Annotated in this window: 12 protein-coding genes; 1 reads left to right on the forward strand and 11 read right to left on the reverse strand. The window is 67.4% G+C overall.

Going from position 1 to position 10716, the window contains the following annotated elements; translation table 11 throughout:
* Positions 1-5: 5 nt before the first annotated feature.
* The 11 genes from NX773_RS04435 to NX773_RS04485 form a co-directional block, all read right to left on the reverse strand.
* On the reverse strand, positions 6-1004 hold the full coding sequence (locus NX773_RS04435; protein ID WP_258855141.1) for a type II secretion system F family protein: 999 nt from the start codon (positions 1002-1004) through the stop codon (positions 6-8).
* Positions 1005-1013: 9 nt separating this feature from the next.
* Entirely contained in the window at positions 1014-2360 is a 1347-nt protein-coding gene (locus NX773_RS04440) for a TadA family conjugal transfer-associated ATPase (protein WP_258855142.1), read from the reverse strand.
* A gap of 21 nt (positions 2361-2381) precedes the next feature.
* Positions 2382-3545 (reverse strand): CpaE/TadZ family protein, encoded by a 1164-nt coding sequence (locus NX773_RS04445; RefSeq protein ID WP_258855143.1) that lies wholly within the window; start codon positions 3543-3545, stop codon positions 2382-2384.
* Between the two features lie 18 nt (positions 3546-3563).
* A complete protein-coding gene (locus tag NX773_RS04450) occupies positions 3564-3992 on the reverse strand; it encodes a TadE/TadG family type IV pilus assembly protein (RefSeq protein ID WP_258855144.1) in 429 nt (142 codons plus the stop codon).
* Entirely contained in the window at positions 3989-4417 is a 429-nt protein-coding gene (locus NX773_RS04455; protein ID WP_258855145.1) for a TadE/TadG family type IV pilus assembly protein, read from the reverse strand. Before NX773_RS04455 ends, NX773_RS04450 begins: the two co-directional genes overlap by 4 nt.
* Positions 4418-4421: 4 nt before the next feature.
* Positions 4422-5729, reverse strand: coding sequence for a pilus assembly protein TadG-related protein (locus tag NX773_RS04460; protein ID WP_258855146.1), 1308 nt, complete (start codon positions 5727-5729; stop codon positions 4422-4424).
* Between the two features lie 55 nt (positions 5730-5784).
* Positions 5785-5991 (reverse strand): Flp family type IVb pilin, encoded by a 207-nt coding sequence (locus tag NX773_RS04465; RefSeq protein WP_258820769.1) that lies wholly within the window; start codon positions 5989-5991, stop codon positions 5785-5787.
* Between the two features lie 121 nt (positions 5992-6112).
* Positions 6113-6382, reverse strand: a complete 270-nt coding sequence (locus tag NX773_RS04470) for a hypothetical protein (RefSeq protein ID WP_258855147.1) — start codon at positions 6380-6382, stop codon at positions 6113-6115.
* A 10-nt stretch (positions 6383-6392) separates the two neighbouring features.
* Positions 6393-7910: a type II and III secretion system protein family protein gene (locus NX773_RS04475; RefSeq protein WP_258855148.1), complete on the reverse strand. Its 1518-nt coding sequence runs from the start codon at positions 7908-7910 to the stop codon at positions 6393-6395.
* A gap of 22 nt (positions 7911-7932) precedes the next feature.
* A complete protein-coding gene (gene cpaB, locus NX773_RS04480) occupies positions 7933-8766 on the reverse strand; it encodes a Flp pilus assembly protein CpaB (protein WP_258855149.1) in 834 nt (277 codons plus the stop codon).
* Positions 8767-8785: 19 nt separating this feature from the next.
* Positions 8786-9367, reverse strand: a complete 582-nt coding sequence (locus NX773_RS04485; RefSeq protein WP_258855150.1) for an A24 family peptidase — start codon at positions 9365-9367, stop codon at positions 8786-8788.
* A gap of 473 nt (positions 9368-9840) precedes the next feature.
* Between NX773_RS04485 and NX773_RS04490 the strand changes: the two genes are divergently transcribed.
* The gene (locus NX773_RS04490; protein WP_258855151.1) at positions 9841-10707 is read left to right on the forward strand and encodes an STAS domain-containing protein; all 867 of its coding nucleotides are present in this window, start codon (positions 9841-9843) and stop codon (positions 10705-10707) included.
* The last annotated feature ends 9 nt before the right edge of the window (positions 10708-10716 follow it).

A 10716-nucleotide genomic window follows, 5' to 3' on the forward strand; every position in this document is an offset into this window, starting at 1 on the left:
CTCCTTCACACGCGGATGTGGATGATTTTGCGAAGCACCAGCACGCCGAAGGCCATCGACAGCAGCATGGCGCGCACGATGCTTTGCCCCAGCGGGTCGGTCCACAGCGGCGCCATGAACTCCGGGTTGAACAGGTTCAGGAAGCCGCCGATGGCGAACGGCAGCAGCGACAGCAGCCAGGCCGACATGCGTCCTTCCGCCGACAGCACGCGCACGTGCCACAGGAGCTTCAGGCGCTGGCGGATCAGGCGGCTCAGGTTGGACAGCACCTCGGTCAGGTTGCCGCCGGATTCGCGCTGGATCAGCACGGCCACCACGAAGTAGCGCAGGTCCGTGATCGGCACCCGCAGCGACAGATTGGACAGCGCCTGGTCGAGCGACACACCGAAGTTGACCTCGTCGTGCACCATGCGAAATTCGCCGGCAATCGGTTCGGCCATTTCGTCGCCGATCATCTGCAGGCCGGTGCCGAAGGCGTGGCCGGCGCGCAGCGCGCGGCCGAGCAGGTCGAGCGCATCAGGCAGCTGCTGTTCCAGCTTGGCCAGGCGCCGCGCGCGCCGGTGCCTCACATACGCCAGCGGCAGGATGGCAGCACCGGCGGCGACCATGGCGCCGGCCATGAACGGCTGGTGCAGCAAGGCCGTGACCACGAGGTAGGCGATGGCGGCGCATGCGGCGCAGCCGAGTACGAGGTTGGCCACGGTCCAGTTGAGGTTGGCCTGCAGCAGGACGCGGTCGAGCTGGTGCGCGCTGGGCAGCCGCAGCAGGAAGCGCTGGAACGGCGGCAGCTCGCTCAGCATGCGATCGCGCACCAGCTGCTGCGTGGCGCGGCTGTCCGCTGCGTCGGCCAGGGTGGACAGGCGCTGCTGGATCTTTTTCGCGTGCGGCCCGCGGTAGGTCTTCCACATCAGATACAGCCCTTCGAGCAGCAGGATCACCGCAATGAAGACGAGCACCGACAGCAGCGGCGGCACGTGGGCGATGGCGTTGGCGTTGCTGGGCATGGCCTTCTCCTACTGGTAGCGGCGCGCGCTGTCGAACATGGTGTCGGGCAGGGTGATCCCGAACGCGCGCAGCCGCTCGCAGAATTTGGGGCGCACCCCGGTCGCCTGGAAGTAGCCTTCCACCGTGCCGTCCGCGGCAACGCCGACCTGGCGGAAGGCGAAGATCTCCTGCATCGTGATGACGTCGCCCTCCATGCCGGTGATCTCCTGGATGCTGGTGATCTTGCGGCGGCCGTCGATCAGGCGCAGGCCCTGGATCACCACCGTGATGGCCGAGGCGATCTGCTGGCGCGCGGCCTTGTGCGGCAGGTTCAGGTTGGCCATGCCGATCATGTTCTCCAGCCGAGACAGCGCATCGCGCGGGTTGTTGGCGTGGATCGTGGTGAGCGAGCCGTCGTGGCCGGTGTTCATCGCCTGCAGCATGTCCACCGCCTCGGCGCCGCGCACCTCGCCGATGATGATGCGGTCCGGGCGCATGCGCAGCGCGTTGCGCACCAGCGCGCGCTGCGTGATCTCGCCCTTGCCCTCGATGTTGGGAGGCCGCGTCTCCATGCGCACCACGTGCGGCTGCTGCAGCTGCAGCTCGGCCGCGTCCTCGATGGTGACGATGCGTTCGGCCGGCGGAATGAAGCCGGACAGGATGTTCAGCAGCGTGGTCTTGCCGGCCCCGGTGCCGCCCGCGATGATCATGTTGACCTTGGCCTTGCACAGGCCTTCGAGCACGGTGGCCATGTCCGGAGTGAGACTGTGCAGGTCGTTCACCAGGTTGGCCATCTTCAGCGGAATGTGGGCAAAGCGCCGGATCGACATCATCGGCCCGTCCAGCGCTACCGGCGCGATCACCGCGTTCACGCGCGAGCCGTCGGGCAGGCGCGCGTCCACCATCGGGCTGGACTCGTCGATACGGCGGCCCACCAGCGAGACGATCTTGTCGATGATGCGCAGCAGGTGCTTCTCGTCCGTGAAGCGCACCGGCGAGAGCTCCAGGCGCCCCTTGCGCTCCACGAAAATGCGGTTGTACCGGTTGACCAGGATGTCCGACACCGTGGGATCGGCCATCAACAGCTCCAGCGGGCCAAAGCCGAGCATCTCGTGCTGGATGTCGCGGATCAGCGCGCGCCGTTCCAGCTCGTTGATCGCGGCCGTATCCTCGTCGAGCATCCGCTCGGCCATCGCCGCAATCTCGGAGCGCAGCGTTGCCGCGGGCAGCGTTTCGAGTGCGGCCAGGTCGAATTTGTCGAGCAGCTTGAGGTGGATGCGCGCCTTGATCGCCTGGTAGTCGTCGCTGGTGCCGACCTCGGACGCGCGCGTGTCGTTCTTGCTGTCGACGGCATTGAGTTTCTCGCGGAAGGACATGGCTTGCTCCATCGGGATTGGTCAGCCGGCCACCAGCTGGCGCCGCACCAGCCGTTCGAGCAGGCTGCGCGGCGCTTCCTGCCGCGGGCTGATCGTCTGGGCCAGTTGCGCCACGCTGCGCAGCACAGGGTCCGACGGTGCGTCCGTCATCAGGGCTTCGCCATGGTCCACCGCGGCCGTGACGTGGCGGTACGAGTTGGGCACGGTATGGATGGTGAACTTGCCCAGCGCCCGTTCGATCTCGGCCGCGCCGATCGCACCCTTGCGCTCGAAGCGGTTGATCACCAGTTCAACCTTGTCCGGCCCGTAGTCGAGCGACTTGAAGATCGCGAGCAGCTTCTTGGCGTTGCGGATCGACGGCAAGCCTGCCTGCATCACGGTATAGATCCGGTGCGCGCGGTCCAGTGCCTTGATGCTCAGGTTCGTGACTGGCCGGCCGATGTCGAGCACGATGAAATCGTAGTGCTGCACCGCCAGCGCGAGCACCGCGTCCACATGCTCGGGGCCGATCTCCACTGCCTGGGCATGGTCCTCGGGCGCAGCCAGGATGGAAAGGCTGGGGGTAATGCGCACGGTGCACGCGGCCAGGAACGAGGCATCCAGCCTGTCGATGGCGCGCGCCACGTCGGCCATGGTCGATGGCGGCCGCTGGTCGTGCACGAACGAGAGCGCGTCGCCGAATTGCAGGTTCAGGTCGATCAGCAGCACCGACCTGGCTTGCGCCAGCTGGTAGCCCAGGCTGGTGGCAAGGAAGGTCGCGCCGCTGCCGCCCTTGCATGGCATGAAGGCGAGCACCTTGCCGTTGCCGCGGCCCGGCGCGCCGCGCAGCTTGCCGCAGATGCGCGTGACGGCTGTCTCCAGCTCGGCCTGCCCGGCGGGCGAGGGCAGCACTTCGCGCACACCCGCGCGCATGGCGCTGAGCAGGAAGGCCGGCGAGGTCTCCGCGCACAACAGCACCACCGCGATCTGCGGATGGTGCGTGGTCAGGTCCTCGATCGGGGCCAGGCTATCCTCGCAGCAGCCGATGCCGTCCACCAGCATCAGGTCGGGCTGGTCCTGCTCGGCCACCTGGCGCAGCTTGCCGGCGCCGCCCTCGGTCAGCACAGCGACGTGCGAGGCGGCCTGCAGCAGCTTGCCGATTTCGTTCAGCCGCACCTTGTTGGGTGAAATGGCGGCGATCTTCATGACGTTCTCCTTCCTGTTTTATTGGCAGATGAGCGCGTTGTTGGGGTCCTGGCGCATCATCTCGCGCGGCAGGTGGGTGCTGAATGGCGGCAGCGAGCGCACCGGGATCACCAGCCCGGTCACCGGCGAGATCCAGCGAAAGTTCAGGCCCGTGATGGTCACCGTCACCCCTTCGCAGCTGGTGGCGTCGCAGCCCGCCGGTTCCCACGCCAGGTTGACGCTGCCGATCTCCGGCACCAGCCGCTGCATCTTGTCCAGCAACAGCGGCTGGCTGGTGCTGTCGGCGCAGACCACGGCGTAGCGTGCCCCCACGCGCGCCGCCTCGGTGGCAGCGTTCCAGGTGAAAAGCATGCGGGCAAAATCGAGCACCCCGAGCAGGAACATGAAGAACACCACCAGCACGAAGGCCAGTTCGATGATCGTGGCGCCACGCTCGTTGCGGTTCATAGCGGGCTCCGCATGGTGGCGGTGATGTCGCTGAAGGTGATGGTCGCGTACCTGGCGCCGAACATGTTGGCGATCATTGGCCTGAACTGGTAGCCGGACACGCGCACCGTGACCGTGTTGATCAGCGGGTCGCTGCCGGCCGTCTGCCAGGTGGGGGCGGGTACGTTGCCCGCGCCGAGCGCGGTGTCAAGCGGCATGCCGGTTCCGGCCAGGTTCCCGTACACGATCAGGTTGCGCGCTTCGGTGACGTGGGTGCCGGGCGTTTGCACGGACAGGTAGCGCGCCGCGTCGCGCACCGCCTTGGCGGTTGTGTTGTAGCGGTACACAGCGCGCCCCAGTTCGGCCGCCAGCAGCGACAGCACCAGCAGCAGCGGCAGGATGAATGCGAACTCGACGAGCGCAACGCCGGATTGTCGCTTGCTCATGGCGTCACCTCACGAGCACCGGCACCAGCGGGCCGGCTGTCCCGCCGGGCAGGCCGCTGGGCGCGCACGGCGAGTTCGGGATGCCGGCCAGTCCCCGGTATTCGAGCTGCGCCGGGTCATTCGGACCGGTCAGCGGGTGCAGCATGAACATGCACACGAAATCGGTGACCTGGGCCGCGTCGTTGATCACCGGGACCACCACGAGGCGGCGGTCGTAGCCGTACTGCCGGTGCTGGCCGGAGGGGCCAGGCGTGGCCAGTTTCTGGAAACTGTTTAGTTTGTTCATATCGCCCCACACGATCTTGGCGCCGTCCTTCAGGTTGGTGCCGGTGTCGTCGAACGAGGCGTAGGCGGCGCGCTTGGTCACGTAGTTCGCGGCGGTCGCGTCCGACCCCGCGGCGGGCGTACCGTTGAAGGCGTTCTGCGGCACCGCGTTCTTCCAGTTGAAGCTGGTGTACGAGTAGCCGGTCTGGTCGGGGTGGTTCACGCTGGGCGAGTCGGTGTTCTTGTACACGCCGAAGCGGTAGTTCCACGGTCGGTCCACACTGGTCTGGGCGCCGGGCGTGCCGAGCGTGTCGCCGATGCGGGTGCCGCAGTGGCCGCCCTCGGACAGTTCGGCGGCGGTCTCGCTCGCGCTCTTGCTGCCGTCCAGGTTGTACCAGCCCATTTCGCCGGCCGAGGCGCCGCCCTTGTCGAAGACGGTGACCCACTCGCCGATCTGGAAGCCAAAATTGTTTGCGCGGCTGCCGCCGGGCCTGGCCTTGAGCGCCACCGGAATCGGGCAGGTGCTCTGCGCGCTGGCGCGGGTGGCTACCGCGCTGGCCAGCACGGCGCGGCTGGTCGGATTGGCGGCGGCGTTGCCGGTGAACGCCCCCATCGCGTGCAGCAGCCACATGCGCACGCCTTGCTGGGTGTGCTGGCACTGCGCGTAGCGCGCGCTGGCGGGCGCCGTGGTCGGCGCGTAGGCGCCGTCCTTGAACGTGATGTCGGTGCCGACCACCTGGCCCTTGCCGTCCCAGTTGGCCGATTGCAGGTTCACGCGGTTCAGGTTGGCGGCGGTGATGCCCGCGTTGCGCGCCCGCGTGAGCGCGGTGGATTGGCCGTCGAGCTCCTGCGCGGCGGCCAGTGCGCACGCGTCCATGGCCGTCTGCAGTTCGGTCTTGACGATGAACAGGCGTCCGAAGTCGAACGCGATGGCCACGAAGCCGAGCAGGAAGAACAGCATGAAGCACACCATCAGGATGACCGCGCCGGCCTGGCGCTTGCGGGCGCCGGCGCGGATTGCCTGGAGGGGGAGGAGATGCGCGAACATGGACGAGCAGGTCGGTTGGATGGCGGGCCACACAGGCGGCCCGCCGGCCGCCCGGTCAGGCGCACGAAGCCGAGGAGGTCAGGCAGGTGGCGACCCGGGTGATGAAGCCCGAGAAGCTGGTGCCGGTCAGGTCGCGCAGCGCCACCACCAGGATGATCGACACCACGGCGATGATCAGCGCGTATTCGATGACCTGGGCGCCTTCGTCGTCGCGCACGAACGATTTGATCGATTGGCCGGCTGCTTTCAGGAGGGTTTTCATGATGGTTCCTTTCGGTTGGTTGAGTTACAAAGCTCCCGCCCTTGTGGGGAGGGTTACTGCTCCAGGCCTCGGCGGTTGCCGGGGTCTCCGGATTGCTGCGCGGCCGCCCGCTGGCTGCCGCTCATTTCGAACTGCTGCCCGCGCCGCTCACGTTGATCACGTTGACGACCGGCGGCGGGGTCTTGAAGCTGTCGTGGTAGCGCGTGACCGCTTCGCGCCCGGACTGGCCGTCGATGCCCGCCGCCGGGTCGCGGTTGCTTGATGCGTTCGGGTCGATCGTCATCGCCACGCGCGCCTTGCGCACCGCGTCGCCGAAGCGCGCGTCGTAGTGCGGCGTGGCGGCGCAGCCGGCCAGCAGGGCAAACAGGGTCAGGCAAGTGATCCGGTACATGGTGTTCTCCTTATTTGCCCGGTGCGGGGTCGGCGCCCAGGCCCTCGGCCTTGCCCCGCAGGACGACGTCGGAGCGGCTCGGCTCGACGTGGTTGTCGGTCGGCGCCACCAACCCTTCGGCCGGCTTGACCAGGCGCGGCGTGATGATGAAGATGAGCTCCGTCTGGTCCTTCTGGAATTCGGTCGAGCGGAACAGCGCGCCCAGGATCGGCAGGTCGCCCAGGCCCGGGAAGCGGCTGATGGTTTCGGTGACGTTGTTGCGGATCAGCCCCGCCACCGCAAAGCTCTGGCCGTCGCTCAGCTGCACCGTCGTATCGATGCGGCGCGTGGTCACCGAGGGCAGCACCGAGGTCACGCCGCCGACCGTGGTAAAGGGCGAACCGGTCTGCGACAGTTCCGACACTTCGGACACCAGCTTGAGGTTGACCCGGCTGCGGTCGAGCACCGTGGGGGAGAACTTCAGGCCCACCCCGAACTCCTTCTCCTCGAGGGTGATGGTGGGCGCGGCGCCGTTCTGCGATTGCGAGACCGGGATGAAGATCTTCCCGCCCGACAGGAAGCTGGCCGACTGGCCGCTGATGGCCATGATGTTCGGCTCGGCGAGCACGCGCACCAGGCCGTCCTTTTTCTGGGCATCGACGCCGAACAGGGTTGCGTTGGCGCCGCGGGTGGACAGGCTGGCCTTGGCGCCGGCGCGGCTGCCGCCGACGATCGCATCGGCCGCGCCTTCGATCACGCTGCCGCGGATGTTCTGGCCAAACTTGCCGAATACGGCGGGGCCGCCGCCGAAGATGCCGGTCAGGACCTGCGAGGTGAGCCCGTCGGCCGAGGTGACCATGCGCGCAAAATCGATGCCGAACTTGTCGAGCAGCGTCTTGCTGACTTCCGCGATCTTCACCTCCAGCATGACCTGCTGGGGCGCCGTCACGGTCAGCAGGTTGACCACGCGCTTGCCATCGCCGTAGGCCGTGGCCACGCGCACCGCTTCGTCCAGCCTGGCCAGGTCGGTGACCTTGCCGGTCAGGACGATTGCATTCTCGGCGCTGCGCACCGTGATGCCGGTTTCCTCGGGCATGAGCTCGGCCAGTTTGGCCTGCAGCGCGGCCGGGTCGATCGACACCACCACGTCGCGCAGGTAGCAGGCGCCGTTCGCGTCCTGCAGGATGATGTTGCTGGCGCCGGCTTTTTTCCCGCGCAGGAAAAGGTCGGAGGGGCTGAGCAGCAGCACGTCGATCTCGGCCACGCCGGACGGGTCGGATGCGGCGCCAGGCGCGGCGGCCGGCGCCGGCACGGCCGCCGCTGCGGATGCCGCCGGCCTGGCCGGTGCACCCGCCAGCAGGCCGCTGGCCACGATCCGCGACACCGGCGCGGCCAGCGGGACCACCGAAGCCTTGCCCAGCATGACCTGGGTGGGCGGCTCCACCAGCACCGACCTGCAGGTCCTGGTCCCGGTGTCGGCCGCGCCCCAGGCCGGCGCCGCCAGCGCGGTGGCGATGGCCAATGCGGTGATGCGCAGTTGCGTGTTCATGGTTGGTTCCTCCGTCGCGCTTTCAGAAGCAGCTGAGGGTCGATGCGCCGTGCTGGGTCACTTCCACGCACGCGCGCTTTGGCGCCGGCGCGGCTGCCGGGGCCGACACGCGGTGCGGGCGCGCTGCCGCCACCGGGGCGGCGGCTGCCTGCTTATCGCCGAACAGTTCGTTCTTGGTCACGCCGCTGGTGGTCACCGGCTGTTTGTCCACCTGGTTGCGCAGCACCAGCGACAGGGTGCCTACGCTGCGCGCCAGGTCGAGCTTCTCGGCGTCTTCCAGCGACACTTCCAGCGTGACCGCGCTCACCACCTTCGGCTTGGTGTCGTCGCGCGCCGCCTCCTGTGCCACGGCCAGCACCAGCACGCGCTCGAGCACCGTCTTGCTGATCGGCTTGGGCTGGGCGCCGCTGCCCTGGTCCTGCTGGGCGTTGACCATCACGTCCACGTAATTGCCAGGCAGGGCAAAGCCCGCCACCCCAACCACTTCGTTGACGCGCACCGTGATCGCGCGCTTGCCTTCCGCGATCACCGCCGACAGGCCGCCGAGCGTGCCCTGCGGCGCCAGCTTGCGTTCCAGGAGCGGCTCGCCGCGCACTACGCCGAACCGCGGCACGCGGTCCTGCAGCTCCTTGATGTCGGTGAATGCGCCGGGAGGCATGGCGCTCGCTGGCCAGTCGAGGGTGGACAGCATCTCTTGATTGATCTTGGTGCCGGGCTCGATGTCCACCGCCGCCACGACCACCTTGCTGGACGCCACGCCAGGCTGGCGCGAGACCCATCCGGTTGCGTAGGCCGCGGCGGCCAGCCCGAGGATGAGCGCGGCGACGATCAGCCCGAGTGCCTTCAGGTTTTTCATGGTGCTGCCTCGCTAAGGTTTAGACGAGCCCGAACTGACGGGCCACGAGATAGCTTGCCGTGCCCACCGCGATCGCGACGCCGTAGGGGAGTTTGCCGACCGAAGGCGCGGCGCCCGCCGAGACGCTTGGATTGCCGCGCGCAACCGCCGACCACACCATCCCGCGCACCACCGTGCCGGTGTTGGCCAGCAGTCGCCCCAGCGCGCCATGCAGCAGCGACACCGCGATGGCGCCAAGGCCACCGGCGACAACCGAGAACAAAACGGCGTATAGCGTGCCCTCCATGCCGAGGAAGGCGCCGGCCATCGCCATCAGCTTCACGTCGGCCGCGCCCATCACGCCGATCGCGTACATCGGCAGCATCGCGACCAGGCCAAGCAGCATGCCGGCCGGTCCCCAGGTCCACTGGGCGTGCCAGGCCGGCACCAGCAGGTTGTAGACCAGCGCAAACGCCATGCCGCCGAAGGTCAGGAAATTGGGGATGCGGTAGCTGCGGTAGTCGCTGACGGCGGCCGCCGTCAGCAGGGCCAGCAGCACGCCGGTGCGCGGGTCGGTGACCAGCATCGCCAGCAATTCGAAGAAGGCGCGGACTTCATCCATGATCGTTCCCGGTGGGTGACGGCGGTTGATCGATGGCTTCAGTCTAGTGATGCGGCCGGTCCCGCGAATCGGAGCCATGTCCTGTTCAGGGGCGGCAGGGCCTCCTGTTTTTCGGGGCATGCGGTAGTGCGTGCGGACCAGGAGGCGGCGCCGGGGATAGTCGTTTTGTCCTGGTTGCTGCCGCGTCCAGGCCACGCCCGCGCAGCCTGAACGCGTGGGCAGGATGAATGGCCGACCGTCTGTAACATTTCGGCGGCTTGTCTGTCTGTAGGAACAGTCCTACGTACATTTGCAATTTGACAATCAAAGTGTTTCTAAAAATACACATATGAAATGCTCAATTGTGTCGTGGCTTCATAGAAATGGGTGGTATAGTTGGCCGCTTTTACAAATTGCCAGCAGTGTTTTGCGACTCCGCGTCACACGCTGCTTGCGCCAACTTCCCATCCAAAACAAAGAGAAGGAACCGATTGATGACCACGCAGGACTACGCCGCCCGCATCAGCCAGTTGATCCAGGACCACCAGGCAGACATCGGTAGTGAATGGATCGGCCAGCTCGAGGCATTGACTGGCCGCGCCAATGCGGTCTCGCGCGAGCAGCTGCGCGCCCATTGCCAGCAATTCCTTGCCGCATTCACGAAAGCCACCCGCGGTGGCATGCTCGACAACATCGAGCACCGCTCGTGGGACGACGTGCGCGACCTGCTGGCCGACATCTCGTCCAGCCGCGCCAAGGGCGGCTCGACGCCGAGCGACACGGCGACCTTCGTGTTCTCGCTCAAGCAGCCGCTGTTCTCGCGCCTGCGCGACGGCTTTACGGGCGACTCGGAGGGGCTGGCCACAGCATCGTGGACCATCAGCAGCCTGCTGGACAAGCTGGGCCTGTACACCATCGAGGTGTTCCAGAAGACGCGCGACCAGATCATCGTGCGCCAGCAGCAGGAGCTGCTCGAGCTGTCCACGCCGGTGGTCAAGCTGTGGCAGGGCATCCTGGCGCTGCCGCTGATCGGCACGCTCGACTCGGCCCGCACCCAGGTCGTGATGGAGAACATCCTGCAGAAGATCGTGGATACCGGCGCGGCCATTGCGATCATCGACATCACCGGCGTGCCCACCGTCGATACGCTGGTGGCGCAGCACCTGATGAAGACCATCGCCGCCGCCCGCCTGATGGGCGCCGACTGCATCATCAGCGGCATCCGCCCGCAGATCGCGCAGACCATCGTGCACCTGGGCGTGAACCTGGAGGACGTGATCACCAAGGCCACGCTGGCCGACGCCTTCCTGGTCGCGCTCGAGCGCACCGGCACCGCCTTGGTGCCGGCCGCCAAGGGCTGAGAAGGGGCA

It is taken from the genome of Massilia solisilvae (assembly GCF_024753215.1).
Classification (GTDB): domain Bacteria; phylum Pseudomonadota; class Gammaproteobacteria; order Burkholderiales; family Burkholderiaceae_D; genus Telluria; species Telluria solisilvae.

What these genes read in the sequence shown, in the direction of transcription:
- NX773_RS04435 (WP_258855141.1), bottom strand. Translation starts at nt 1,004, where the DNA reads ATGCCCAGCAACGCCAACGCCATCGCCCACGTGCCGCCGCTGCTGTCG.
- NX773_RS04440 (WP_258855142.1), bottom strand. Translation starts at nt 2,360, where the DNA reads ATGTCCTTCCGCGAGAAACTCAATGCCGTCGACAGCAAGAACGACACG.
- NX773_RS04445 (WP_258855143.1), bottom strand. Translation starts at nt 3,545, where the DNA reads ATGAAGATCGCCGCCATTTCACCCAACAAGGTGCGGCTGAACGAAATC.
- NX773_RS04450 (WP_258855144.1), bottom strand. Translation starts at nt 3,992, where the DNA reads ATGAACCGCAACGAGCGTGGCGCCACGATCATCGAACTGGCCTTCGTG.
- NX773_RS04455 (WP_258855145.1), bottom strand. Translation starts at nt 4,417, where the DNA reads ATGAGCAAGCGACAATCCGGCGTTGCGCTCGTCGAGTTCGCATTCATC.
- NX773_RS04460 (WP_258855146.1), bottom strand. Translation starts at nt 5,729, where the DNA reads ATGTTCGCGCATCTCCTCCCCCTCCAGGCAATCCGCGCCGGCGCCCGC.
- NX773_RS04465 (WP_258820769.1), bottom strand. Translation starts at nt 5,991, where the DNA reads ATGAAAACCCTCCTGAAAGCAGCCGGCCAATCGATCAAATCGTTCGTG.
- NX773_RS04470 (WP_258855147.1), bottom strand. Translation starts at nt 6,382, where the DNA reads ATGTACCGGATCACTTGCCTGACCCTGTTTGCCCTGCTGGCCGGCTGC.
- NX773_RS04475 (WP_258855148.1), bottom strand. Translation starts at nt 7,910, where the DNA reads ATGAACACGCAACTGCGCATCACCGCATTGGCCATCGCCACCGCGCTG.
- cpaB (WP_258855149.1), bottom strand. Translation starts at nt 8,766, where the DNA reads ATGAAAAACCTGAAGGCACTCGGGCTGATCGTCGCCGCGCTCATCCTC.
- NX773_RS04485 (WP_258855150.1), bottom strand. Translation starts at nt 9,367, where the DNA reads ATGGATGAAGTCCGCGCCTTCTTCGAATTGCTGGCGATGCTGGTCACC.
- NX773_RS04490 (WP_258855151.1), top strand. Translation starts at nt 9,841, where the DNA reads ATGACCACGCAGGACTACGCCGCCCGCATCAGCCAGTTGATCCAGGAC.